General features: G+C 51.5%; 20 protein-coding genes. 13 read left to right on the top strand and 7 right to left on the bottom strand.

What is annotated here, in order from left to right; genetic code table 11:
• Window positions 1-70 precede the first annotated feature (70 nt).
• The 4 genes from D0B88_RS04620 to D0B88_RS04635 all read left to right on the top strand — a co-directional run bounded on the left by D0B88_RS04620 (window position 71) and on the right by D0B88_RS04635 (window position 10,066).
• Window positions 71-2,650 carry an esterase gene (locus tag D0B88_RS04620; RefSeq protein ID WP_151055497.1) on the top strand — a complete coding sequence of 860 codons (2,580 nt, stop codon included), beginning with the start codon at window positions 71-73 and terminating at the stop codon, window positions 2,648-2,650.
• Between the two features lie 113 nt (window positions 2,651-2,763).
• Window positions 2,764-5,811 (top strand): TonB-dependent receptor, encoded by a 3,048-nt coding sequence (locus tag D0B88_RS04625; protein ID WP_151055499.1) that lies wholly within the window; start codon window positions 2,764-2,766, stop codon window positions 5,809-5,811.
• Between the two features lie 258 nt (window positions 5,812-6,069).
• Window positions 6,070-8,892 (top strand): TonB-dependent receptor, encoded by a 2,823-nt coding sequence (locus D0B88_RS04630; RefSeq protein WP_151055501.1) that lies wholly within the window; start codon window positions 6,070-6,072, stop codon window positions 8,890-8,892.
• 28 nt (window positions 8,893-8,920) lie between these two features.
• Window positions 8,921-10,066, top strand: a complete 1,146-nt coding sequence (locus D0B88_RS04635) for a SusF/SusE family outer membrane protein (RefSeq protein WP_151055503.1) — start codon at window positions 8,921-8,923, stop codon at window positions 10,064-10,066.
• Window positions 10,067-10,169: 103 nt separating this feature from the next.
• On the opposite strand, the gene D0B88_RS04640 is transcribed toward D0B88_RS04635, so the two are convergent.
• The 7 genes from D0B88_RS04640 to D0B88_RS04670 all read right to left on the bottom strand — a co-directional run bounded on the left by D0B88_RS04640 (window position 10,170) and on the right by D0B88_RS04670 (window position 17,757).
• Window positions 10,170-10,754 carry a YceI family protein gene (locus D0B88_RS04640; protein ID WP_007638776.1) on the bottom strand — a complete coding sequence of 195 codons (585 nt, stop codon included), beginning with the start codon at window positions 10,752-10,754 and terminating at the stop codon, window positions 10,170-10,172.
• Window positions 10,755-10,828: 74 nt separating this feature from the next.
• Window positions 10,829-11,377: a cytochrome b gene (locus D0B88_RS04645; RefSeq protein ID WP_151055504.1), complete on the bottom strand. Its 549-nt coding sequence runs from the start codon at window positions 11,375-11,377 to the stop codon at window positions 10,829-10,831.
• A 261-nt stretch (window positions 11,378-11,638) separates the two neighbouring features.
• A complete protein-coding gene (locus D0B88_RS04650; RefSeq protein ID WP_007638773.1) occupies window positions 11,639-12,028 on the bottom strand; it encodes an acyl-CoA thioesterase in 390 nt (129 codons plus the stop codon).
• A 109-nt stretch (window positions 12,029-12,137) separates the two neighbouring features.
• Window positions 12,138-14,297: a hypothetical protein gene (locus D0B88_RS04655; protein WP_151055506.1), complete on the bottom strand. Its 2,160-nt coding sequence runs from the start codon at window positions 14,295-14,297 to the stop codon at window positions 12,138-12,140.
• A gap of 129 nt (window positions 14,298-14,426) precedes the next feature.
• Window positions 14,427-15,800, bottom strand: coding sequence for a TRAP transporter large permease subunit (locus D0B88_RS04660; RefSeq protein WP_151055508.1), 1,374 nt, complete (start codon window positions 15,798-15,800; stop codon window positions 14,427-14,429).
• A complete protein-coding gene (locus D0B88_RS04665) occupies window positions 15,794-16,363 on the bottom strand; it encodes a TRAP transporter small permease subunit (RefSeq protein ID WP_151055510.1) in 570 nt (189 codons plus the stop codon). The genes D0B88_RS04660 and D0B88_RS04665 overlap by 7 nt, the downstream gene beginning before the upstream one ends.
• A gap of 122 nt (window positions 16,364-16,485) precedes the next feature.
• A complete protein-coding gene (locus D0B88_RS04670; RefSeq protein ID WP_007638767.1) occupies window positions 16,486-17,757 on the bottom strand; it encodes a M48 family metalloprotease in 1,272 nt (423 codons plus the stop codon).
• A gap of 77 nt (window positions 17,758-17,834) precedes the next feature.
• On the opposite strand from D0B88_RS04670, the gene D0B88_RS04675 reads away from it, so the two are divergent.
• From D0B88_RS04675 to fbaA, 9 genes are all read left to right on the top strand, one after another.
• A complete protein-coding gene (locus tag D0B88_RS04675) occupies window positions 17,835-18,323 on the top strand; it encodes a DUF4265 domain-containing protein (RefSeq protein ID WP_007638766.1) in 489 nt (162 codons plus the stop codon).
• A gap of 26 nt (window positions 18,324-18,349) precedes the next feature.
• Entirely contained in the window at window positions 18,350-19,126 is a 777-nt protein-coding gene (gene yaaA, locus D0B88_RS04680; protein WP_151055512.1) for a peroxide stress protein YaaA, read from the top strand.
• A 152-nt stretch (window positions 19,127-19,278) separates the two neighbouring features.
• Complete coding sequence (locus D0B88_RS04685) at window positions 19,279-19,656, top strand: TfoX/Sxy family protein (RefSeq protein WP_007638764.1); 378 nt, start codon at window positions 19,279-19,281, stop codon at window positions 19,654-19,656.
• Between the two features lie 102 nt (window positions 19,657-19,758).
• A complete protein-coding gene (locus D0B88_RS04690) occupies window positions 19,759-20,649 on the top strand; it encodes a response regulator (protein WP_007638763.1) in 891 nt (296 codons plus the stop codon).
• Window positions 20,650-20,749: 100 nt separating this feature from the next.
• Window positions 20,750-22,024 (top strand): hypothetical protein, encoded by a 1,275-nt coding sequence (locus D0B88_RS04695; protein ID WP_151055514.1) that lies wholly within the window; start codon window positions 20,750-20,752, stop codon window positions 22,022-22,024.
• Window positions 22,024-22,449, top strand: coding sequence for a hypothetical protein (locus D0B88_RS04700; protein ID WP_040391016.1), 426 nt, complete (start codon window positions 22,024-22,026; stop codon window positions 22,447-22,449). The genes D0B88_RS04695 and D0B88_RS04700 overlap by 1 nt, the downstream gene beginning before the upstream one ends.
• Window positions 22,446-24,056, top strand: coding sequence for a diguanylate cyclase domain-containing protein (locus D0B88_RS04705; RefSeq protein WP_151055516.1), 1,611 nt, complete (start codon window positions 22,446-22,448; stop codon window positions 24,054-24,056). Before D0B88_RS04700 ends, D0B88_RS04705 begins: the two co-directional genes overlap by 4 nt.
• A gap of 239 nt (window positions 24,057-24,295) precedes the next feature.
• A complete protein-coding gene (tpiA, locus tag D0B88_RS04710) occupies window positions 24,296-25,066 on the top strand; it encodes a triose-phosphate isomerase (RefSeq protein ID WP_007638758.1) in 771 nt (256 codons plus the stop codon).
• Between the two features lie 174 nt (window positions 25,067-25,240).
• Entirely contained in the window at window positions 25,241-26,320 is a 1,080-nt protein-coding gene (gene fbaA, locus D0B88_RS04715; protein ID WP_225318633.1) for a class II fructose-bisphosphate aldolase, read from the top strand.
• Window positions 26,321-26,477 lie beyond the last annotated feature (157 nt).

Below are 26,477 nucleotides of genomic sequence, written 5' to 3' on the forward strand. Positions count from 1 at the left end.
TACCAGTGTCCGCGCGCGGGCACTGGTACAAGGCAATGGTAAATTAAAATACAAAAACAAAGAGGTTGTTATGAAAAAAACAAAATCCCTGGCGCTGCTTGGCTGTGCAGTGGGGCTGGGTAGTTTACTGGCTGGCTGTAATAATGAATCTGCACCGCGCTCGCTGGCAATTGCGCAGGTGCAAAGCCAGCAAGTCACTTACCCCGCTTATACGCTGGAAGCGGGTGCTCAGGCGCATAGGCTAAAAGTGTCGGCGACTACGGCGGCGCAGCGGGAATTTACCCTCTTTAGTTCCCAGCCCCAGCGCGATGATAAACCACAAAAACGCGTGGTAACGGAGCAAGCGAATAAACCCCGTGTGGTATCCGGCAGTGTGGTATTTGATAGTCTATTTGCATTGTCGATGGATGATTTACAGCAGGCGAGTGTCAGCGCTATTAAAGACGGTAGCTACAACGATGGTAAGGCCATTCCCTGCGAGTGTTTTGAAACGGGTGAAAAATGGAATTATGTGTGGACGCGGGATTTAGCTTACGCCGCCGATTTATCGCTCGCGTATTTTGATCCGCATCGGGTAAAAAATTCTATGGAATTTAAAACCAGTGCATTTCGTGCGGGTGCAACCATGCCCGGTTCACTGCCAAACAATTCGCTGCAAATAATTCAGGACACAGGTTCGGGCGGCAGTTGGCCAGTGAGCACTGATCGTGTGACCTGGGCGATTGCAGCAGAAACTTTATTGAACAGTTTGCACGGCACGGCGCGCAATGAATTTGAAACGCTGGCCTATCGCGCTTTAATTGGCACAGTGGAGGCAGACCGCCTCGCTAGTTTTGATTTGCAGCAGGGGCTTTACGGTGGCGAGCAATCCTATTTGGATTGGCGCACCCAAACCTACGCGCCCTGGATTGTCGATAACCTCGCACAAATGTCAGCCACCAAAGCGCTGTCTACCAATGTTGCACACTATCAAGCACTCCGCTTGGCGGCGCGGTTGGCGCAGGCCAAGGGCGATGCCGTCAACGCACAAAAATACACCGAGTGGGCAGCGGCGCTACAACAGCAGATCAACAAAAAATTCTGGGTTGCAGAAAAAGGTTTATTTGCCAGTGTGACCGCTGCGGCGGAAGCACAGGTGCCCGCGCATAAATTTGATATGTTGGGCAATGCCCTGGCTATTTTGCACGGTGTTGCGAGTGCAGAGCAGGCGCAGCAGGTGATGGCAAATTACCCCCATGCACCCTTTGGTGTGCCGGTTTATTACCCACATCAACCCGAGGTTTATGTTTACCACAATCGCGCGCTCTGGCCATTTGTCACAGCCTACTCACTGCGCGCGGCGGCAGCGGTTAATAATTATCGCGCGGCCGACAATGCCATTCATTCGCTGGTGCGTGGCACCGCATTGAATTTATCCAACATGGAAAATTTGGAATGGCTCACCGCCAAGCCCTGGTTTGACGATGGCCCGGCAATTAATTCGCGCCGCCAGCTCTGGTCGATTGGCGCCTACTTAAATATGGTGAGTGAAACCTTTTTTGGTTTTCATGGGCGCGAAAATGGTTTTGTGATTGAACCCTTCCTCACCGCCAGTGCGCGGCAACTTTTGGGTGATGGCAACCGCGCGCGGTTGGAGAATTTTATTTATCAAGGTAAATCACTCGCCATCGAATTACATTTGCCAGAGGCGACCAATGGTGAAGGTTATTACCCGGTGGCCAGCGTCACGCTCAATGGCAAACCGGTCAGCGGTGAAATTGCAGCGCAGCAGTTAAACTATGACAGCAACCTGATTGAAGTGAGTTTTGCGCCGCTAACGACTAATGACCAGGGCATCACCATGGCGCCGGTGGTTGATCCACTCAGCCATAATTCGCCGTTGGTATTTTCACCCCAGGCGCCGGAGCAGGTGCTGGTGGATGTGGTGCAGGGAAAATTTTCGCTGCGTTTTAATCACCACAGCGCGGACCTGCCAGCGGTGTACAACATTTATCGCAATGGCGAATTGGTCGGCAACCATATTGCCGCCCATAGCTGGAACGACAACAGCCCTGCAGACCTCAGCGTGCGTCAGTGTTTTACCGTGGAAGCTGTGTTTGTGGATTCCAGCCATCGCTCACACCACTCCGCACCGGTGTGTTATGAGCAGCAGGCGAGCCAGTTAATTGCAGTGACGGATAAACGTGTGCAGGCCAATATGGCGGTTACTGCGGCCGATGCTTACTATGCCGAACCCACCCTGCGCGATTGGGGCAAACCGCAAGACACCTTGCGTGTCAATAATATTGTGGTGGAAAAACCCGGTATCTATGCGCTGCAGATTATTTATAACAATCGCCAGCACACGATTGATTCGGGTGTGACTAATGCCGTGAAACAGCTAGTAGTTGTTAATGCTCGCGGTGACGCCGTGGTGAGTGGTGTGATTCAAATGCCCAACGTGGAGGATCGCGCCGGGCAATACCCTCTGCGCAGTTCAACGGCGCTGCAATTGCGTTTGGATGCGGGAGAATATGCATTCAGCGTACATGACTTTTTTAACATGAGTTACCTCGCCTCTAATCAAACCTATGTGGGCAGCGGTGGTTTGGCGGGGCCGGTAAATCGCGCCACTATTGCTGCGTTTAAATTGACGCGCATTGGCGATTAATCATCAGCTCGGGGAATGTCAATTTCTCTGGCTATACTCTGTAAATCAGGCACCGCCCTTTCCCCGGGCGGTGTTTGTGCTGATGTGATTGAACAAGAGCCGAGGCATGCATAATGGTTTGTTGGCGCGATAAAAACCGGGCGCGGCGGTTATTAACGGCAATTTTTTGCAGTGCATTAGGCTGCAGCGCGTCGCCATTTTTAGTTGCACAAATTGCACAAACCACTCATGCGGTTGATGATAATGCTACGGCTAATTCGCTAGCGACAACCATTCATTTTTTATTGCCAGCGCAATCACTGGGTGATGCGCTGTTGCAATTTTCCCAACAATCCGGCATTGCAATTTACAGCTCCGCGCCTTTATTGCGCGATTTACACGCGCCTGCTATTGCCGGGCAATTGACTGTGTCACAGGCATTAAGCCAACTCCTGCGCGACAGCGGTTTGGATTTTGTATTGCTAGGCAATAATGCGGTGATGATTGTGACAAAATCCGCTGTCCCTGCCCGACCCGACAACCCGCCACTGGGCAGTGCTCCCGTCATTGAAGAAGTGCGGGTGTCCGGCATGCGCTGGAGTTTGCAACATGCATTACAAAAAAAACGCCACAGCAACTTTGTTAACGATGTTATCGCTTCCGAAAGCCTGGGAAAATTTCCAGACAATAATGTGGTGGAATCGCTCCAGCGGATGACCGGTGTTGCCATTACCCGCGCCCGCGCCGGTGACGGGCAATTTATTACCGTGCGTGGCATGGGCCAACAATTTAATCGCGTTACTTTAAATGGTATAGAACTGGCTACCGATAATATTGGCCGCGAATTCAGTTTTGATGTTTTCCCCGCGGAATTAATTGCTGAAGCCCAGGTTATTAAATCGCCCATGGCCAGCCAGCATGAAGGTGCAATAGGGGCAACGATTGATATGCGCACCCCGCGCCCGCTGGATGGCAGTGACACACTGGCCACCTTGGCATTGGGCAGCGGCTATGACGAATTATCCAGAGACTGGGGCGAAAAAATATCCGCTGCTTATAGCAATAGTTTTATGGAGGAGCGCCTGGGCCTAATGCTGGGCTTCTCCCATTCCCGACGCAACTGGCGTTCCGATATGGCGCAATCCCTGGGATTTGGTTTTGATGAATTTGATATAAATCAGGATGGCTCTATCAATGAACGTACGGAAACTGGATTCCAGCGTCCGGGATTCCTCGCCTATCCGGTCAAATGGGGCGAGCGTCGCCGCACAGGTATTATTGGCACAATTGAGTATCGGCCAGCGGAGAATTTTTCATCCAGTTTCGATTTTTTTGTGGGAGACTTTAAAACACCGGAGCAGGCCAGTTACCAAACCAATAATTTTTATTATCCGTTCCGCCCCGGCTCGGTCACGGTTGATCACAATAAAACTGTTACCCACTTTGTCATTGATGATTATTTTGTAGAGGTTGCCGCTGACCCAAAAAATCGTCGTGTACAAACTGAATTGTTTCGCTGGCAAGGCGAGTGGCGCACGCGCGACGATTTAACACTCAGCACCACACTTGGTTACTCATCGGCCAACCGGCCAGAAGGTGGAGATACCCAATTTTGGGTGGCAGGTGTTCCCGGTGCCCGGATTGAATACTGGGCGCGCACGCCGGTACCCGAAGTCAAAATTACACTCAGCGATGGGCGCGATATTTCACAATTACGTGGCGATGAATTACAAGTCGGTTTTATGGAGACTAAGGGTGATGACATTACCGACGATTCATATTCACTGGAGCTGGATGCAAATTATTTAATTCAGGGTGAGCTGTTAACCTCAATCGATACGGGCATCGATTTACAACAGCGAATTAAAGATCGCCGCTCCTACAGCACCAAAAATCGATGTGCTTATTGCGAACACCCATTTAGTTTTGGCGATCTGGGTCTTAACCCGACCGATAACTTTATTATTCCTGATTTTCTAGCAACACAATCGGGCAGTATTCCGCGACACTGGCCAATATTAAATGTGGATAAAGTATTCAGTGCGTTGCAAGCCGCAGAGGGCCGCCTGATCAACCCAGGTGAAGGGCAAATATACGAACAAGGCTATAGCGATAATGTGCGGGCTTTTTTCAATCCAACAGGATCGAGTTTGATAGAAGAAAATGTTCGAGCATTATTTGTCCAATTTAATTTCAATCAAGAACCTTCTGATGCTCACTTGGGCTGGCGCGCTAATCTGGGGATGCGTTTGATAAATACAGATACCATCGCCAGCGGTGCTGTGAATGAGGTGATTCAAAAACAGTTAATTGAGAATAGTAATAACTATGAATTGATCCGCAGCGACATCATTTTACCCCTAGAGGTAAGAACATCGAGCCAGGCGCTATTACCCTCCGCCAATTTAGCCATTGAACTGACAGCTGATTCGGTTCTTCGTTTTGCCTTGGCGCGCACCTTGGCGCGCCCCTCGTTGGCACAGCTGGGCATGGAAACCACTTATGAAGTCAACGATGGCGAGCAGCGTCTGAGTCGCTTGGGCAACCCCTATTTAAAGCCGGTTATGGCTACCCAGTTTGATATCTCCAGCGAATGGTATATATCGCCACAAAGTGCAGTGACCTTTTCAATATTTGCCAAAGACATTGAGGGGTTTGTTGCTAATCGGGTTACCACAGAAAAAATTTTAGGCGAAGATTTTCAGGTAACCCAACCCATTAATAATGACCGGGCAATTGTTGTGGGCAGTGAATTTTCACTGCAAAAGCACTGGCAAAACGGTATGGGAATCCAACTCAATCAAACCTTTACCCATAGTGATGTCGCACAAGGGAACAGCTCATTGGTCGCGGATTATGGTTTGGAGAATCTATCCAAGTATTCCTACAACCTGGTTGCGCTCTATGAAAAATACGGTCTATCACTACGCCTTGCATTAAATCATCGCGCTGATTATTTACAGGCGACTACAGGCCAGGCGAGTCGCCCGGAAATAGTGGATGATTACCGGCAAGTGGACTTCAGTGCGAGTTATCAGCTCACGGATACTATGGCCATTTATTGTGAGGGCATTAACCTGCTGGCGGAGCCGCGGTTTGTCTATTCCGAATTTACTAATCGTCTGATCGAATACGAGGAGACCGGGCGTCGTTATTATTTGGGTGTACGTTTTTCGATTTAATGTTGTTACTTCCTGATTTTTCTTTTCTGCTAATTAACCTCTCCATTATTACCCTTGCCTGCACGTGCGGATAAAAAAATAAATAGCGCAGCGCTTTCCTAAATTTCAATAATTTTTTCCGCGAGAGGGAGCGGATTTCCGGGTGTTTGCCGTCCTATTGGTACAGCCAGTCTGCCGGGAGCAGGTGTGGCTTTTGTGCGGCGCTTGCTGCTGTCCATAAAACAAAATGCATAACAAATAACGAGGTTAGATAAGCCAATGGCCCATAACAAGGTATTACCCCCACGCCCCTATTTTTCAATGACACTGCTCAGTGCCGCGATTGTCGCTGCGATGAGTTCATCTGTTTATGCACAGAGCAACAATAATCCAATAAGCAACAGTCAAGTAAACAACAGCCAAGTAAACAACAGCCAGATAGATGAACTGGAAGATGTGGTGGTTTACGGCATCCGCAATAGTTTAAAAACCTCGGCCGATTTTAAAAAGAATTCTGCGGTAGTGGTGGATTCAATTACCGCTGAAGATATAGGTAAATTTCCCGATGCGAATGTCGCTGACTCATTGCAGCGTGTTACCGGTATTCAAATTTCGCGGGATCGCGGTGGTGAGGGACGTTTTGTATCGGTGCGCGGTTTGGGCAGCCAATTTAATATGACCTTGTTAAACGGCAGAACCTTGGCAACGGATAACTCCGGGCGCGATTTTAGTTTTGACGTAATGCCCTCGGAGGCAATTTCCGGTGCAGATATTTATAAAGCCTCCATGGCATCGCTACAGGAAGGCAGTATCGGCGGTTTGATCAGTTTAAAAACGCTTAAACCGCTGGATAATCCAGGCTTGCACATCAAAGCATCCGCGGGCCAACTTTATGATGATGGTACGGAAAAATTCAGCGGCCAATATTCCGGCATTGTGTCCAACAGTTTTATGGACGATACACTCGGCGCCAGTTTTGGTTTGACCTATTCCAAGCGCCACTGGAAAGCCGATACCTATGAGTCCTTTACCGAGCGTGCGATTAGTACGGCGGATGTAGATGTTGACGGCGATGGCAACAATGACGCGGTTAATGCTTGGGCGCCGGACATTATCACCATGCAACATAAATTTGGTGAGCGCGAACGTATTGGTGCAGTGGGTGCACTGCAATTTAAACCCGATGAGCGCATCGATACCACGCTCGATTTTTTCTATTCCAATTACAAAACTCCCGAGCGCTCTTATTCCTACAACATCAACTTTGGCACCGCGAGTGATTTCAGCTACAGCGCTTTACAACCCTGGAGCACCCCGGCGGAAGATGATGGTGTGCCGATTGATTATATCGCCACCGGTTTTAGTGCAGGCAAAGCCAACCTTGAAATTGGCAATGATACCCAGGAGCGCGAAACCGATACCTACATGATCGGTTGGAACACAATTTTCCAGGCGACCGATGCGCTGGAATTAACCATGGACCTGGCTTACTCCAAAGCTGAGCGTCCGAACAAAGGCGACAATATGTATACCGTCGCGGGCATAAATGAAGTTGCCTACGAGTGGCAAACCACCGCCAAAGGTGTGCCTATGCTCGATTGTATGACTCCCGATGGCCGCGCCTGTTGGGATATTAACAACGAGGATATTGCTGTTCACTTTATGGAATTAAAAGGTGAGCAGGTAATTGATGAAGCAGTGTCGTTTCGTTTTGACGGCGATTACGATTTTAATTTTATGGCGTTGGATTCCAAACTCGAATTTGGTGTGACCTATTCCACGCGCGAAAAAGATAAAGCCATTTATAAAACCGCCAATGGCTGCTCCTATTGCAGCAGTTTTGATCGCCGTGTGAGCCAGGTGGGCATAACGGCCGTGTTGCCTGACGCAGTGAATTACGATGCCGGTTTTGATACGGGTATCAGTTACTGGCCCGCATTAGACCCCTACGCATTATTTGCGGCGTTGCGTTCATTTGATCGCATTGAAGGTCAAGAGGGGCGTTTTGAAACACAAATTGCACCGCAGTTGCGCGAGCGTGAATCCACTGTTATTGAAGAGCAGGTTGCGGGTGGTTATTTGCAGGCGAATGTGAGTGGTGACCAGTGGAATGCCATTGCCGGTGTGCGCTGGGTACAAACTGATACTACGTCCAATGGACATATCCAGGATTTAAAAGAGCTGCAAAAAATTCCTGGCAGCTCCAACTATCAAGGTGTGTATGGCGATTCGATTGCGGTCAGTGAAGAAAATACTTACGACAACTTTTTGCCATCAATCAATATTAATTACGATCTGCAAGATAATTTAAAACTGCGCGCCTCTGCTTCGCAAACCATTACCCGCCCTACTATTTCGCAGCTCGGCCCGGATTTAAATTGGGAAATTAACAGCGGCACACCGCGTGTCAGTTTTGGCGGTAACCCCGCGTTGGAGCCCATCAAGTCAAATAATTATGACCTCTCACTGGAGTGGTACGGTGAAAACGGCAGCTCGGCTTCGGTCGCCGGTTATTACAAAGATATCAGCAATTTTATTTTCTGGGCGGGTGAAACCCTGGTGTACAACATTACCGTAACCGAAGAAGGTGCGCCGCCAATTACGGAGGACGTCGAGTTTGGTTCAGGCCGCCCATACAACGGCGACACCGCCACGCTCACGGGTGTGGAACTCGCCCTGCAACAATTATTTGATAACGGTTTTGGTGTGCAATTTAACTATACCTGGGCGGATTCAACCTCTAATACCACGGTCGGCGATGTGACCATTAAAGGCGAGTTGGACGGTGTATCTACCAATACCTACAACCTGATGGGTTTTTATGAAACGGATTCCTACAGCGCACGCCTGAGTTATTCCTATCGCGATGCTTATGTTGCCGGTGCACGCAGTGGCAAGTGGGGCAATCCATTGTTGAACAATGATTATGCATCGCTGGATTTAAGTCTGTCCTATGACATTAACGACAATGTTGAAATTTATCTGGAAGCGCAAAACTTGCTGGAGGAATACAACCATCGTTATTACGGCGACTTTGCCGCAACTAAATACTACGAGCAGTACTCGCGCCGTTTTGAATTGGGTGCGCGTTTTAGTTTTTAAACGCGACGTCTACACCCGAGGCTTAACAATGAATACTACTAATAATTGGAACCCTATAGTCATGAAAAAAATGATGCGCAAAAACTTGAGTGCAAAAAAATCCTGGTGGCTGGCGCTGCTTGCAGCCAGCAGTCTGATGTCGCTGGTTAGCTGTGGTGGCGACTCGGGGCTTGGTTATAAAGAAACTGACCCGGTGGATCGCGCCCCGTATTTTTCGGTTGCGGGCAGTGCAGTAGAAAATGGCTCCAGTCTGGATGCGTCAAAATTAAAACCGATGAATATTGAGTTTTTTGACGATAAATCCTTGAAGTCCTATTACGTGAGTGTGGATAACGCGGTAGTGGCAGAAGGTGAGTTGAGTGGCGATCATGCCGTGGTAGAAGTGCCACTGGATGATTTTGCCGGCGGCCAAACCTATTCAGCCAAAGTGGTTGCTACCGATAGCGCAGGCGGTTCCACTATTGCGCATTTTACCTTGAACGTAAAAGCCTATTATGAACAGCTCTCTCTGGTTGGCAGTGCAACCCCCGGTGGTTGGGATACCAGCATGGCCAGCGCTATGACAGTAGATGAAAACAATCCGGCGGTTTTTAGCTGGTCAGGCCCATTAACCGCGGGTGAATTTAAAATTTCTACCCAGCAAATGGTCACCTGGGATGCCGGTTACGATTGGCTTCATCCACTGAGTCAGGGACAATCATTAACCAGTATGGATTACGAAATTGTTGTTTCCGGCGGCATGGATAACAAGTGGGTGATTCCCGAAGGGGAAGCGGGCGACTATCGCATCACTATCAACCAAAAAGATAAAACCATTTTTATCGGCAAACCGCTGGCCGCTATTTATATTGTTGGCAGCGCCACACCGATTGGTTGGAATTTGGGTAATGCCATCGCCTTTGAGCGCGATGCCAGCGATCCGGCAGTATTTAGCCTGACAGTGGTTTTGGCGGCGGGTGAGTTTAAATTTGCCTCGCAAACTGCATCCTGGGAAATGGGCGATTGGTTGTATGCACCAGGGGCAAATGCATCGCTGCCAACCGCAAGTGGCACCTTTGATTTGCGTGTTGCCGGAGCACCAGATAATAAATGGATGGTATCGGCGGCAGAGGCTGGCACGTATCAGTTTACTATTGACCTGGATGCAGGTTCGATTGTTGCGGTTAAACAATAAACTGCACGTCTTCTGAAAAAAACACATCAATAAAAAAAGAGGCCGCAGTGGCCTCTTTTTTATTGCGCGTTTAAGCGCACAAGGAAGAATAATTCGCGCCGAATTATTTTTTAATACCTTCCACATGCAATTCCAATTTCACAGTTTGTGATGCTGGGCCTAAATCCATTTTGATATTGAAATCTTTCATGTTGATTTCGGTTTCGCCTTCAAAACCGGCGCGGTAGCCGCCCCATGGGTCTTTACCTTCGCCGACTTTATCCACTTCGATGGTGATGCTTTTGGTCACACCATTCAGGGTCAGGTCGCCGATGATGTCGAATTCGTCTTTGTCATCGCCATCCACTTTGATTTGTTTGCTGACAAAAGTGGCTTTGGGGAATTTTTCCACGTTGAGGAAATCCGGGCTGCGCAGGTGTTTGTCACGCTCGGCGTGGTTGGAGTTAACACTGGTGGTGTCGATAGTGACATTGATAGTGCTGGCTTCGGGTTTGGCTGGGTCGTAGGTGAACTCGCCGGAGAAAGTGTCGAAGCGGCCAGTCAACCAGCTGTAGCCTAAATGCTTAACAGCAAAGTTGATGGAGGCGTGGGCGCCTTTGGCGTCAATTTCATAGGTGTCTGCCAAAGCGGGCAGGCTCATAACGCCAATGCTGGATACGGCTAGGGCAAGCAGGGATTTTTTTAACATAGTAAAACTCCTTTAGGGTTAAACGGTTGTCGAGCAATAGTTAATTAATGATCTAGTCACACAGTGTTGCAAAATTATTTTTTCACCGGCTTGAGCATGCGCACCAATGTGCGGTCGCGTACTACAAAGTGATGTACCAGCGCGCCGGCGACGTGTAATACCACCAGTGCGATTATTCCCCAGGCCAGGTATTCATGCAGTTCACCGGCAAGGTCGACCTGGTCGGCGCTGAGTTCGGCAAGCGCAGGAAAGTAAATCCAATCAAATAAACTGGCGGGTTTGCCTTCCGCCGTGGTGATGAGGTAGCCGCTAATCAACACCACAAAAATCGCCAGATACAGGCCCCATTTGACCAGCCTGGCGGCCATGAGTTGCGCCGGTTTATCGCCCAATGCGACGGGGGTGTGGCTGAGCAGGCGCCAGGTGACGCGCGCCAGCATGAGCAGCAGCACAATCAAGCCGAGGCTGATGTGCAGTGCCGGGCCTTTGTGGTACCAGTCGTCGTAATAACCCAGCCCGGTCATGTAGATACCCAGGCCAAATAAAAACAAAATCAGCAGTGCGCTGAGCCAGTGGATAACAATTGAAATCAGGCCGTATCCGGCGGAAGAATCCTTGAGCATAGGTGCCTCTGGCGGTGCTTTTATTAGACGGTGCTTTTATTCAAGATAACAGCAAGCCTTGCGAATTACAGCAGCACCTAGTCTAGCCCCGAAGTGCGACACTATGGCAATGGTGCTGTGTAAATCCCGCTTTACACTTAAAAGTGTTTTTATATCAAAGTGTTAGGGAAAATTTAGGCAATTGTGCAAAGACTGTAAAAGATCATTTGATCAGTTTTTTCGTTCTTTATGATTCAAATTTCGGGGGATTCAATCGGATTTTTACGTGCTTTTGAGTACTGGTCGCTTTTGCCCCTGCTCGTCAATGGCGACATAAACATACTCGCCCTGGGTGACCTGCAGTATGTTGTGGGTGAGGAAATCCTTGATCCAGACTTCCACTTTGACGCGGATGGAGGTGTTGCCGATGCGCAGGGTGCTGGTGTAACAACTGATGATGGCGCCCACTGGCACCGGGCGCATAAATACCATGCTGCCCACTGCCACTGTGGCCACCCGCCCATGGGAGATTTCATTAGCGTGGATGGCGCCGGCGATATCCATCTGCGCCATCACCCAGCCGCCAAAAATATCGCCAAACGGGTTGGTATCGGCGGGCATGGTGATGGTTTGCAGGGTGAGTGTGCCGGTAGGGTTGGTGGCGGGTTGCATCCTGTATCCTCGGATATTGATAAACAGATGGGGTGAGTATAGCGGTTGAATAAAAAACGGCCCCGGTGTGTGCCGGAGCCGTGCAGGTTGAACCCAAAGCCGGTTGGTGTTACGGCGTGATGGCGATAACACCGGGCACTGCCGTCCAGGTGTTGCCAAAGGCATCGGTCAGGGTGAGTTCCAACAAGTAGCCGCTGTCGCTGGTGGCTGGCAAGCTCAGCGTGCGGTTCAACTCGCCCACAAAGAAGAACTGCATTTCCTCATCGTCACTGCTGCTATCGGCAGTGAAGGTGCCATTAAAGGTTTGATGGGTGATGGTGCCATCAATACTTTTTACGCTGACTTGTCCGGTCATGGGGAATGCATCAAATCCGCCGTAGGCCATGAGTGCCAATTCATCGGTGGCGGGGTTATAAGTGCCGGTGACGATTGGTTGGTGGAATTCCACTTCCAGCGTTTTCATCACCACTTGCTGGCCGTTGTCACTCTGCTCGTCGGCATCGAGGTTGCCGTCAATGCGCGTGAGTTGCATACCGTTATCCGGTTCACCGGATTGCGCCAGCAATGAGGCGAAATTAAATATTTCAAATTCGCCGCCGCAGGGTAAATTCAGGCGATAGGCACCTTGCGCGTCGCTGTAGGCAAAATCAAAACCCCAAATAATTTCTTCATTGGGTGTCCCTGATGGCGTAGAACCGTATACCAGATTCCGTGTTACCGGTGCTCCGTTTTCATAGAACACGCTGCCGCTCACCTCACACAATTGTGGGCGAACCAATTCCAGTATTTGCACCGCGGTGTCATCGCAATTGCTGGAAAGGGTAATGGTTTTACTGACGTAACTGAATTCATCCTGATTGAAAAAAATCACCTCAGCTTGCAGGTCGGGGTTGATACTGGATTGCGAAATACGCACGTGCGCTTTGCCATCGCTATCGGTGGTGAAGAATGTCGAGGCGAAATTAAAGTCGCTGTCATTGTCCATCACCAAACCGTTAATGCCCGCGAGTGATTGCCCTTCGGGATTTTTTATTTGGATCTGCGCGCAGTAATCAATGGGTTGGCTAAAGGCGAGAGGGTAATCCAGGTTCCACCACTCCCGTTGGAAGATGGAATTATCAACGAGGGCAATCAAATAAAAACTTGTGGTATCGCATTCAAACACACTTTGTGTTGCTGCAACTTGTTGGCCGCTGCTGGTAAATACCGTGCCGTGGCCGATGGAGTCCCACAAACCCGAGCTGGAATTGTATGTATAAAGCGGCACCTGAAAACCATCGCGTGCGCTGTCGGCATCACCCAGGCTTTCGAGTAATTTGCAGCTCTGTGCGGGAATTTGGTATTCAATCATCACCGGCTCTTGGGCCAAGGTTTTTTGCGCACCGCCCAACTTGGCTAATTTTTGTTGCCGGGCTTTGTGCATTGCTACCGCCAGCGTTTCATTGCTGTTGGTTTTGATATCGGCAAAATTAAAACCGACAGAGGCCAATTCATTGCCATCGGAATCAGCGTAGGCGCCGGGGAAAAATTCCGCATCGTCCGGATCATTGGGGTCAAAGGTGCGCACCGCAACTTCCAGTGAGCTGGTGTCATCGGGCAATAAGGACTGCGGAATATTAATCAGCAAACTGTTGCTCTGCTGCGCATCGTCGCCGCTGACTTGTACATTAAAACCAGCCAGTTCAATGCCGGTAACGGTGGTTGCATTGCCGGGCACAATGGTTTGCACTGGCACCGCTTGCAATTTGGCATCGAGGTTAATGACTTCAGTTGCATCCAACCGGCGCGCGTAACTGGTGTAACCGGGATAATTAATAGTGACAGCTAAACGGGTGGCATCTGCTGCGCTAAGGTCGGCATTAAAACGCAATTGTTCACTCAAGTTATAACTGCTGGCGATGGGGGTCGCCTGCGTCAGTGAATTGTCTTCGGCATCCAATAAATGCATTTCAATGCTGACCAGATCTGCATCCAACTCAATGCTATTGCCATTGGTGTCAAAACCGCTAATCGCCCCGTTTACTTTCACGCTCAGGGCGACGGCAGACGAGGAACTGGTTGAGCTTGAACTCAAGAGTGAACTGGATACGGATACGGCACTGCTGGATGAAACAGCGAGAGACGTTGTTGATGAATTAGCGACCGAACTCGCGGGTGTACTGCTCAGTGAGCTGGAACTGCGATTGGGTTTGTCGTCGCTGCCACCGCCACCGCAGGCGGCTAAACTGAGTGCGACAAGTGCTGCGCTAAAACGCATGAGCGTTAACATGGTAGTTCTCCTTGTAATGAAAAAAATCCTTGTTTAGCCACATTTGCGACTAAACCAGAAAGAATGCCAGTGCAAAATAAAGTGGCAAATGGTCGCACAGCGCGCGGGTGGGAGTTGTTAAAAAATGTGTTACAACTGCGCCGGTAACCAGGTCACTAACCCCGGCCAGAGTGCCATCACACACAGCAGCAACAATTGCAGGGCGATAAAGGGAATTACCCCGCGATAAATTTGGCTGGTGGGAATGGCTGCCGGTGCCACGCCGCGCAAATAAAAGAGTGCAAAACCAAACGGAGGTGTGAGAAAGGAGGTTTGCAAATTCACGGCGATCATAATGCCGAGCCAGATAGGATCCACCCCCATGGCAAGGAGTACCGGTGCGACAATTGGCACCACCACAAAAATAATCTCAATAAAATCGAGAATAAAACCGAGCACAAACATCACCAACATTACCAGCAGCACGGCGGTAAAAACGCCACCGGGCAATTGGCTGAAAAAGCCGTGCACTAATTCTTCGCCGCCAAAACCGCGAAACACCAATGAAAATAATGACGCGCCAATGAGAATCATAAAAATCATTGCGCTGATTTTGATGGTGGATTGCGATACCTCGCGCAGGCGCTGGAAGCTCAATTGTTTTTTCGCCAGTGCCAGTAAACAGGCACCCAGTGCGCCCACACCGGCCGCTTCAGTGGGGGTGGCGGCGCCGATTAAAATCGAACCCAATACCAAACCGATTAATAACAATACCGGCAGCAAACTCAGTAACACCCGCAACAGGGAAACTTTCTCTTCCTGCGCATCAATGACCACGCGCGGAATAATCGTGGGGCGTAACCACGCAGTGAAAAAAACATAAAGAATGTACAGCCCCACCAGCACCATGCCCGGCACTATGGCGGCGACAAATAAATCCCCTACCGAAATAGTTTTGGGGTTGAACACGCCCAGTTTTAGTTGTGCTTGTTGATAGGCACTGGAGAGCACATCGCCGAGTAATACCAATGCGATGGAGGGCGGGATAATTTGCCCGAGGGTGCCGGTGGCGCAAATGGTGCCGCAGGCAAAACTCGGTGCGTAACCGCGTTTGAGCATGAGCGGCAGCGACATCAAACCCATAGTCACCACCGTCGCGCCGACTATGCCGGTGCTGGCGGCAAGCATCGCGCCCACCACAACGACTGAAATGCCCAAACCACCGGGCAAGCGGCCACAGGCTTTGGCCATATTTTCCAGCAGGTCTTCGGCGAGGCGGGATTTTTCCAACACCGTGCCCATAAATACAAACAGCGGCACGGCTACCAAGGTGTAGTTATTCATAATGCCGTAAAGGCGTGCGGGAAAACTTTTTAATAAATTCGGATCAAATATGCCGCCCACAATACCCAGCCCGGCAAATAGCAGCGCAACGCCGGCAAGGGTAAAAGCAACCGGGTAGCCAAACATTAAAAACACACAAATAGCTGCAAACATCAGCAGCGGAATTAATTCAATCAGCATGCTGGTTGCTCCCCGATCTTGTCCACATTGGTTGGAGCCATATTCATCAATACCAACAAACTGCGCAGCAATTCAGCGATGGCTTGTAAGCCCACACTCACAGCCATGACTGGCAATAGGGTTTTTAATAAATACACGCCGCCGATACCGCCTGAGTCGGTGGAGCCTTCGTTAATTCGCCAACTTTCCTGCACAAATTCCAAACTGCCCCAGCCGATAAATATCATCACCGGCAAGGTGAACAATAAACTGCCCAAGACTTCCACCCAGGCGCGGGCGCGCGGCGACATTTTTTTATGCAGTATGTCCACGCGCACATGGCCATCGTTTTTTAAGGTGTAGGCCGCGCCCAGCATAAATACCGCCGCGTGCATATAAGTCACCGACTCCTGCAGGCCGATGGAGCCAATATCAAAGCCGTGGCGCAAGCCCACTACAATCGCGGTGACAATAACCATAATGCCGGTCAGCCATGCGGTAGTGGTGCCGGTAAATTCAGCGATGGAATCGAGCAGGCGGATAAACCAGGGGGATGTTGGCAGTGCGGGAGAGGAGATGGTCATGATGAAATTTGTTATCAGAATTGTGTGGCGGCGATTATACGCATTGCGCTTATAGTCGCCGCCATTTTTTATGGCCTAGCCTCCCTGCTATGGCCATGTTTTAGCGGTTGTTGCCGGTTGCATTACTGCAATTTGCCCAGTTGTCCCTTCGCTGCTTCGCCAATTTCCCCGCCGCCTTGCGCCGCTTGTTGGAAATATTGGGCAGCTTGGCTGCGGTTGCCTTTGGCGAGTGCAACTTCACCTAAATAATAGGTGGCAATTTGGGTGGGCAAATAGCGCTGGCTGGTGGTCAGATCTTTTTCCGCCATATCGTTTTTACCCAATTGTTTGTAGGCGATGCCACGGAACACATAGGGTTTGAAATATTGCGGGTTGGCTTGAATCGCGCGATCCAGAGCCACTACGGCTTCATTGTCTTTTTTCTGCTGCATTAACAGCTGGCCTTTCATCTCCCAAAATAAATTTTCTCTGGGTTGTTGGGCGATGGCTTGTTCAACGTAGTTTTGCGCATCGATGTATTTTTTCTCGCCCGCGAGTTTTTGTGCTTTTTGATAATTTTCGTAGGCTTTTTTGTCTTTGTTTACCTGCGCCATGGCGCGTTGGAATTGCGCCTTGTTGCGCACCCCGCCAGGGTATTGCGCGGCGTGTTTACGGTTGGCATCAACACGCGATTGTGACGGTGGGTGGCTGGCAAACAGGCCTTCGATAAAGCCGCTGTTGCGCCCTTCCGACAGCTTCACAAAAATCTCCTGCAGCTCTACCGCCGCTTGCGCGTCGTAACCGGCTTTGGCCATGTACTTCATGCCCACTTCATCTGACTCAAGCTCATGGCTGCGGCCGTATTTGGCTTGCCATGCCTGGGCACCTACGGCCATGGCGCCCATGCCGAGCACACCGTATTCCGGTTTTTTCTCGGCGATGGCAACACCGGCAATCAACACGCCTGCACCCATCAACACATTTTGGGTTTGCTGTTGCGCGCTGTGACGGGCGGCGGCATGCACAATTTCATGGCCCAGTACGGCGGCGAGTTGGGCTTCATCTTCCAGATAAACCAACAGCCCGCGGTTGATCGCCAATTTGCCACCGGGCATCGCCCAGGCATTGGGTACATCGTTATTGAGCACCACAAATTCATAGGGCAGGTTGGGGCGGTCGCTCACCGCGGCCAATTTTTTGCCCACCTGTTGCACATAGGTCGTCAGCCCCGGGTCCACCACATATTGACCGCCTTGCGCCTGTTGGCCCGGCCCATAGTTTTGGGTGCCAGTGGCGATTTCCTGTTCGGGGGACATGATCGACAACTGGCTTTTACCAGTAACCGGATTAACCACACAGCCAGTCATCAGCAGGCTGAGGCTGGCGAGTACAAGTAATTGCGAGAACAGTTTCATAGTGGAACTCCTTGTGACAGAGGTGGGTATAATGCCACAACTAGTTTGACGGCAAGATTTTAATACAAGGTGAATACGTGTCGAAAAAATCCCTACAAGTGATAGAACTTTTTGCCGGCCTGGGTGCAGACGGCAAACCGATTGTCGAGCAGCTGCATGTGCGTGAATTGGAGGATGGCAATTTCCAGTTGGTGCAATCGCCCGCGTTTGCCAAGGGCCTGGCCAGTGGTGATGTAGTCAAAATGCTCAGCGACACCCGTGAATTTGACCTGGTACAGCGCAGCGGCAATCTGAGTATTCGTGTATTTAGCCGCAGCGATATTCAATCCATCGCCGATCAGCTCACCCCCGAGTTGGAAAAATTGGGCGGTGAACTGGATCGCGAAACACCGCGTATGCTGGTGTATTCCATCCACGTGAGCTGCGGCTTTAGCGCCATTGAAAATATTCTTAACGAATTTGTGGGGCGCGACGGCCAAAGCGCGTGGATGTACGGCAATGTTTACGACCCCACCGACGGCCAAACACCGCTCAATTGGTGGCTGGATCTGCTTAAACCCGAATAATCCTTTTGTGGTGACGTCCCCTATTTATGTTGCATGTAATTTCTCCCGCTAAAACCCTGGATTTTGACAGCCCATCGCCCACCGCTATTTATAGCCAACCGCAATTTCTGGAGCACTCGCAGCTGCTGATTAACGACCTGCGCGAGTTGCCGCCTGCGCAGGTGTCCAAGCTGATGTCCATCAGTGAAAAACTCGGGCAGCTCAACGCCCAGCGTTTTTTGGAGTGGCAGGCGCCCTTTACCCCGGCCAATGCCAAACAGGCGGTGCTGGCGTTTAAAGGGGATGTTTATACCGGCATGGCGGCCGAAAATTACGGCGCCAGCGACTTCGAATTCGCCCAGCAGCATTTGCGTATCCTCAGCGGCCTTTACGGTTTGCTGCGCCCGCTGGATTTAATCCAGCCCTACCGGCTGGAAATGGGTACCGGTTTTGCCAACCCGCGCGGCAAAAATCTCTATCACTTTTGGGGCGATATCATCACCAACCAGCTCAATGCCGAGTTGGAGCAACAGCGTGAGCGGGTGCTGGTGAACCTCGCCTCCACCGAATACTGGGGGGCGGTGAACCCTAAAAAGCTGCAGGCCGAGGTGATTACCCCGGTGTTTAAGGATCAAAAAAACGGCCAGTACAAAATCATCAGCTTCTTTGCCAAAAAAGCGCGCGGCATGATGAGTGCCTACATAGTGCAAAACCAGCTCACGGCGGCCGAGCAGCTGAAGGGGTTTGATAGCGCGGGATACCGCTACAACAAGGCCATGTCATCGCCCACCGAATGGGTGTTTACCCGTGCCGAGCTGGTTTAAGCCCGCCGCTGGTCGATTTGTAAGATTTTGTGTTGAGGCATTTTCTGACGTCAAAAATTGATCTATCCTCTGCCCATGCCAAAACTTGGATCTTGGCACCATCAAATCAATAACCCAATGCGCGCCCGCCGCGACAGGATAGGAAGTCACCCATGAGTCTGAGCAACCGCTATCTGGACCATGTTATTGCCCGCTTGTCGCGCGTGGCAGAGGTGGCTTATCGCCGTATTTTTAATGGTGCGGCGATCTATCACCACGGGGTTCAATTTGCGCTGATCGTGAATGATCGCCTCTATTTCCGCGCCGATGACTGCTCTCGCCCGCTTTACCAGCAACAGGCTATGCAGACCTTGCAGCCGCGTGGTGTAGCGCTGCAATCCGATTTTTACCACCTGCCCGACCACCTGCTCGACGAGCCAAATGAACTGCGCCATTGGGTGCGCATTGCCGTTGACGCTTCAATCGCCACCTACTCCGCTGACGAAGATAGCAACATAGTTTCCCTGCTGCCGCGCCGCGTTCGCGCCTGATCGCGGGTCTACCCTAACTCCTTGCCGGCAAAGCGTTATTAAGCCTGCACAGGCGCCAAACTTGGGCTAGGCTCTAGGGATATACAGCCTGGGAGCCGTGCAATGGCAATACGTATTCTGGTGGTGGACGATGCCACTTTCATCCGCGACATGATCAAAAAACAGTTGCGGGACAAGATTCCCGGTGTGGAAGTTCTGGATGCACCCGACGGCAATCGCGCTCTGGCGCAGATGAAAAATCAAAGTGTGGATTTGATTCTCTCGGACTGGGAAATGCCCAATATGACGGGCGCTGAACTGCTTACGGCGGTGCGCGCTATGCCCAATGCCGGCACAGTGCCGTTTATCATGATTTCCAGTCGCGGTGATCGCAATCACATAGTCAAAGCCATTGAATTGGGCGTCTCCGATTACCTCTCCAAACCCTTTTCGGCCGATGAGTTGCTGAAAAAAGTCTTCAAACAGCTCAAATTGGCGGGTAAAACGCCCGTCGCCAGCGCGCGCAGTGCCACCACCCAGGGCATAGCCTTTGCTTCGGTGGATGTGCTGACCGGTGGCGCCAAACCCGCTCCCAAGCCCGCGGCGCCAGTAGTTAACCCCTTCGCCAGCCCTTTTACAAATAACAGTGCAGGCGCACTGGGCGCCAAACCGGCGGTGCAGGCGGTTGCGGCGCCGGCCAAAACCGTTAAAGGCAAGGCGCAGCTACGCTTTGCCAATAATCGCACCTTTGGCGTCGTGATCCGTGAAATGTCGCTGCAATTGATGAGTGGTTTAATGCAGCGCAGCGATGACCTGCCCGGCCTGTTTGAACAGGCGGTAGTGGACATAGAAACCGGCGATGGCAGCAGCCTGGCGCGGGTGAACGGTTATGTCCACAGTATTCAGGCCGGTGAAGGCCGGCCGGATACCAATGTGGTGAAAATCGTGGTGCGTTTTGTCGATAACGATGCGGAAAAATTTGAGACCCTGTCCAAATATATCGCCCAGATGTAGCCTGATTATCACCCCGGTCTGCGGCAAATGCGGCCTGGGTGACTATACTCAGACCATTCTTTTGTGCACACGCCAGGCATGGCTTAACAGGTTGTTGTTCATGTTTTGCTTCGTTATTTCTCCTCGTGTTGTTGCGTCCACCCTGCTTTGTACCGCTGCTTTGCTGGTATCCCCCCTGTCACAAGCGATTAACGAGCACCGCTTTTCCGGCTTTGCCACCCTGGGGCTCGTTACCAGTAGCAACGATCAACTGGTGTTCCGTCGCGATGTCTCCCAGGATGACGGTTCCTACGACGGTTCATTGGAATGGCAAACTGATAGCCTTGTCGGTGCCCAATGGCATGGGCGCTGGAGTCATCAGCTAGACGCAACCGTGCAGCTGGTCGCCAAGGAGCGTTTTAACAGTGGCCTGGAGGAGGCGGTGGAGTGGGCTTTTATCGGCTATCGCCCGGTGGATGGCGTCGATCTGCGCGTTGGGCGCATGGGTGCGGATATTTTTACCCTGTCCGATTATCGCCAGGTGGGTTACGCCTACCCCTGGGCCCGCCCGCCCCATGACTTTTATGGCTTGCTATCGATTTTCCACCTCGACGGTATCGACCTTGCCAAGCAGTTTGAATTCAACGGCAACACCCTCCGCCTCAAAGCCTTTTACGGCAACCATGACCAGAAGTTTCCCGTTGGTCTGCGCTCCGAGGGGCACAGCCGTTTGGATTTTGATGCGGGCGGCTTCAGCCTGGCTGCCGAGCGCGCTCACTGGAAGCTGCGTTATACCTACGCCGATATCAAAATCAACAACAACGCCACCCGCTCGCTGGTAAATGCACTCAATAGTGTCAGCCCCTACTGGCCGCAAGCGACCGAGCTGGCAGACATGACGGCTACCTATGAACGCCGTTTTAGCTATCACGCCCTGGGGTTGAACTACGACAACAATGACTGGTTGTTGCAGGGCGAATTCAGCCGTCTGCAAAGCCAGGTGGGGGTGGTGCCCCAGAGTGATCGCGCCTACCTGAGCCTCGGTCGCCGCCTGAACCAGTTTACGGTTTATGCGCTCACTGGACGCTCCAAACCGCGCCGTGAGTTGATTCATGTAAGCGCCCCGGCCGGTCTGCCCAGCCCGTTGGCGGAACAGGTGGCGCAATTGGCCCAGATTACCCGGGTAAGCCTAAACGGCGTGCGAATTAATCAGTCCAGCGCGGGGGCGGGAGTGCGCTGGGATTTTGCCGCCAAAATGGCACTTAAACTGCAGGTGGAGGAGTTCCGTATCGATGCCGATGGCACCAATCTGTGGCTGCGTACCGACTCGAGCCAAGCCATTCAAACCGACCAGCGCAGTACGGTCACCAGCCTTACTTTGGATATGTTGTTTTGATGAGCAGACTATTGCTGATACTGCTGTTGTGGCTACCCGCCAGTGCCTTCGGTACTGACATTGTGGTGGTGGTCCATGCCAGCAATCCGCTCACCCAGCTGCAGCAAAAGCAGGTGGTAGATCTGTTTATGGGGCGCGCATCATCCTTTCCCAATGGCGCCCCTGCGCGCACTTTTGACTGGAATGCCGGGCTGCCGCTGCGCGAGCTTTTTTATAAATCCCTGACTGGCAAAAGTGAGGCGCAGGTGGATGCCTACTGGGCCACCCTGGTATTTGCCGGACGTATGTCGCCCCCCCAGCAATTTCCCAGTGACCAGGCGATTATCGATGCGGTCGCCAAAGACCCCAGCGCCATAGCCTACGTGCCTGCGCAACCGCTACCCAAGGGGGTTAAAGTGGTGATGGAGCTGTCCCCCACACCATGAATATCAGAAGCCTGCACATCAAAGTTTCCCTGAGTGTCGCTACCGCTGCGCTGTTGGTGGTGGCGCTGTCGTCGCAATATTTCTATCAGCACAGTTACCAGCAATCCTTCGCCGACAGCGAGCGCTCGGTGCAGCAATTATTGGAGACGGTGCGCGCTACTGCCGCCATCGCCGCTTATGTAGGCAATCGCGAGCTGGCGCAGCAAGTGGTGGATGGCCTCGCCCAGAATGACATAGTTACTGGTGCGCGCATTACGGTAGGCAATGAGGTGATTGGCCAGCAGGGTAAGGCGCCGCCAAACCCGCGTCGTGCGCCGGTCACCCTGGCGCTTTACGGCCCCTTTGATGAAGAAGAAATTGTGGGCGAGCTGGCGGTGATGCCCAATAGTTCGCTGATTGAATTGCGTGCGCGCGACTCGGCCATGGCCACCGCCATCGGGCTTGCTGCCCAAGCGGCGGTGGTGGCGCTGCTGGTATTGATTCTGGTGTATTGGATGATGACCCGCCCGCTGGTAAACCTGTCCGGGCGACTGCACCGGATTACTCCCGGCGATGGCGGGCGAATCCCGGTTACCGGCTTGCATCGCGGGGATGAAATCGGCCAGCTCAGTGGCGATATCAACGCGCTGCTGCACACGGTGGAGGCAATGCTGGAGGAGGAACGCCAGCTGCGCCATCGCGTCGAACTGTTGGAAACGCGGTTTCGCGGTATTTTTGAGGACAGCAGCGCCGGCATTTTCCTCGTGCGCGACGGTGGTTTGCTGATCACCGCCAACCCCGCTTTTTTCCGCCTCACCGGCCTGAGTGAACAACAACCCGCTGGCAGCGGCCATGAAAACCTCGCTAACAGCGTATTTCTGGATAGCCTCGAAGCGGGTTCGCTGATTCAATTGGCCGCCGTCACCGGGCGCCCCCATTCGGCCGATTTACGCCTGCGCCAGAGCATGGCCGACGGCCGCGAACGCTGGGTGCACTGTATTTTTTCACCGGCAGGTAGCAGGCAACAGACCGCTACTATTGAAGGTGTGATGTACGACGTGACCGAGCGCAAACACGCCGAGCGACGCTCCCGCGAGCTGGCGGAGACCGATACCCTGACCGGGTTGAGCAACCGCCAATTGGTGGAGGACGCCCTGCACAGCCTGATTAACCAGCGTGGCCCTGGCGATAATCGTTTTGCGGTGCTGCTGATTGACCTGGATCGCTTCAAGTTTATTAATGACTCCTACGGGCACGACGCTGGCGACCGGGTGCTGGTCGCCATCGCCCAGCGGCTGCGCAAGCTGGTGCGCGACTCCGATGTGGTGGCACGTATCGGTGGCGATGAATTTCTGCTGCTGCTCAATCACGCCGGCAACCTGCAAATGGTGCAGCGTATCGCACAGAAAATTCTCGATGCCCAACAAGTGCCCATCGCGGTGCAGCCGGGCGTTCTTGAGGTGGTTGGAATGAGTATCGGCATCGCCCTCTACCCCGAGCATGGCGACAATCCGCTCAGCTTGCGCAAACATGCGGATCAGGCCATGTATCAGGTCAAACGTAGCGGTAAAAACCGCTTTGCGATTTACGATCCCAGCCATGATCACAGCATTAGTCAGGGCGAATAAATACGACAAAATGTAAACGATTACATTTTTAATTGCCCTCTATTTGAAACGTTTACACACAAAAAATGCAATTAATTAGGATTAAAAAACCAAATAAATGCATTTTTGAACAAAATATCTCCTTTTGTTACTTGCTCGATTTCACGCGCCTGTGTAGCATTTTCCCTATCAACTGCGCCCACCCAAACAGGGTGACCGGCTATAGCCCGGACGCTCCTGGTCTTTTTTGAGTCATAACCATGAAACAGCGTAAACCCATAGTGATTGCCAACTGGAAGCTCAACGGCGGCCTTGACCTGATCTGCACTTCCGTGGCCTCGTTTATTGGCAAGCACTTTGCTGCGCAAATTGCTATCTGCCCACCCTATTTGTACATGCGCGATATGCTCACCTTTTTGCAGTACTCGGAATTGCAAATTGGTAGCCAGAATGTGAGCCGTTACGAATCGGGTGCTTATACCGGTGAGACCTCGGCACAAATGCTCAAGCAGGCTGGCTGCTCGCTCTGCCTGATCGGCCACTCGGAGCGCCGCGCCATGTTTGCCGAGAACAACGAAGGCTGCAAAATCAAAGTGAATACCGCGCTCAATCACGGTCTGTTGCCGGTGTTGTGTGTGGGTGAAAACCGCGAAGAGCGCGAAGCCAATATCACTGAGCAGGTGTTGTTTAAACAGTTGAGCGAAGGTCTGGGCGGGTTGGATCTGGCCGGTAAAGATCTGTGCATCGCCTATGAACCCGTATGGGCGATTGGTACTGGCCTCGCCGCGACCCCGGCCATTGCCCAGCATGTGCACCAATACATTCGCGCGGAAGTTGTTCGCCTGTTTGACGAAGACACCGCCAATCGCGTGCGCATTTTGTACGGCGGCAGTGTGACCAAAGCCAACGCCAGTGAACTGCTGCGCCAGCCGGATATCGACGGTTTATTAGTTGGCGGCGCGAGCCTGGACCCAGGTCACTTTGTGGCGATTTGTGAGCAGGCTTCGGAACTGGCGGAAATTAATGACTAAATTTTTTACCGTCATCGCGGTGTGATAAAGACGACAAGGGCGCGGCAAGCAGCGCCCCTATCGTAAAAAGTGTGCACATAAATTTATATTCGACATAAAAAAGAAAAACTAAAAAATCCAATCGGCGAACAACTCGGTCATCACAAAAAATCAACCACAGCTCAGGATTTGATGATGAACAGTCTCGCGAACCTCGTTGCCCCCGGTGTTGCTACCGGCGATGCCCTTAATCAATTATTCGCTGCCGCCAAAGCGGGCGGTTTCGCTTACCCGGCCGTCAATATCTGCAATACCAATACGATTAACGCCACCCTGGAAGCGGCGCGCCGGGTAAATTCCCCGGTCATTGTGCAGCTGTCGCAGGGCGGTTCGGCATTTTTCCTGGGCAAAAGTATCAAACTTGAAGGTCAGGGCAGTTCGATTTTAGGTTCTATCGCCGCCGCCAAATATGTACACGCGGTCGCGGAAGCTTATGGCGTTCCGGTGATTTTGCACACTGATCACGCCGCCAAAAAATTATTGCCTTGGATCGATGGTTTATTAGCGGCGAGCGAAACCCATTTTGCGCAGACCGGTAAACCCTTGTTCAGTTCGCACATGATCGATTTGTCAGAAGAATCGCTGCAAGAAAATATCGAAATTTCAGCCGAGTATTTGGCGCGCATGAAAAAAATCGATGTTACCCTGGAAATTGAATTGGGCTGCACCGGTGGCGAAGAGGATGGCGTAGACAATACCAATCTGGATAATTCCGCGCTTTACACCCAGCCGGAAGATGTCGCCTACGCCTATGAAAAACTCAGCGCGATTAGCGAAAAATTTACCATCGCCGCGTCTTTTGGCAATGTGCATGGGGTGTATAAACCCGGCAACGTGCAACTCACACCGTCTATTTTGAAAAATTCACAAACCTATGTGAGTGAAAAATTTGGTTTGCCCGCCAACAGTTTGAATTTTGTATTCCACGGCGGTTCGGGTTCGGCCGCAGAAGAAATTGCGGAAGCCATCCGCTACGGTGTGATTAAAATGAATATCGATACCGATACCCAATGGGCTTTCTGGCAGGGCACTATGGATTATTACAAAACCAATGAAGCCTATTTGCAGGGGCAAATTGGCAACCCCGAGGGCGATGACAAACCCAACAAAAAATTCTACGACCCACGGGTATGGTTGCGTCAAAGTGAAGAAGTGATGGTAAAGCGTTTGGAACAATCCTTTGCCGATTTAAATTGCATTAATCGCTACATTTAATTTATTCGTCGCGCCTAAAAATTTATTTTTCGTTCTTGAAAAGTTATTTGTCACCCCTGCAGATTCGTTCGTGACTCCTGCGAACGCAGGAGTCCAGTAGTTGTTATGAATACCCGCGTGCGCGGGTATGACAAAAAACGCAGATTGTTTTGGATTT

The organism is Cellvibrio sp. KY-YJ-3 (genome assembly GCF_008806955.1).
Classification (GTDB): Bacteria; Pseudomonadota; Gammaproteobacteria; order Pseudomonadales; family Cellvibrionaceae; genus Cellvibrio.